Genomic DNA, 635 nt, shown 5'->3' on the forward strand with positions numbered 1-635 from the left:
CAGCTGTACTGCGGACAGACATAACGCCGGACAACAAACGTCGCGGGGCGATATTCCAGTCGCTCACTGACTTCATCACGCAAAAAGCGCAGGGCATGACCGCAATCCGGGCAGCTCGCCGTCTCCGGCGCCAGCCGGATATCTTCACGGGGTAAAGTCGCCGGCAAAGGCTGACGTTTAGGATGAGACGCGGGCGCGTCTTCCCTGATATGCAGGCGTGAGAGCTGGGTTTCCAGTACCGCGATATCGGTATCGGCATCTTCCTCAAACTGACTGCGTTTGGGACCGGCTGGCAGGGTTTCGCTGTGCGCGCCAAAACGCCAGCGTTGCGCCTGTTTCAGGGCCTCTTCCAGCTGGCGAATATAATCACATTGTTGCTGAAGCAGCGCCAGTGCCCGCAGGCGGAACTGGCCGGGGTCATCCAGCGCGATTAAGTCATTGAGCGTCATACCGACAGTGTACCGGATAATTCCCCGTCGTTATCCGGTAAAAGTGTGACCGGGGTAACGGAATTAGCTTCGCCAGCCGGACAGGTCATCTCCCTCGACTTGTTGCCAGTGAATGCCGCGGATGAGCCAGTCAAACTGGGCGGGCGTCATCACCCAGCTGCGCTCGCCCTGCTTCGGCCAGACAAA

At 59.1% G+C, this 635-nt stretch carries 1 protein-coding gene; it reads right to left on the reverse strand.

Features of this window, described 5'->3' with window-relative positions:
• The coding region (locus EAE92_RS24180) for an IS66 family transposase (protein WP_214069872.1) at positions 1-449 on the reverse strand (449 nt) is incomplete at its 3' end.
• Between the last annotated feature and the right edge of the window lie 186 nt (positions 450-635).

Source organism: Photorhabdus hainanensis, from assembly GCF_018448965.1.
Classification (GTDB): Bacteria; Pseudomonadota; Gammaproteobacteria; order Enterobacterales; family Enterobacteriaceae; genus Photorhabdus; species Photorhabdus akhurstii.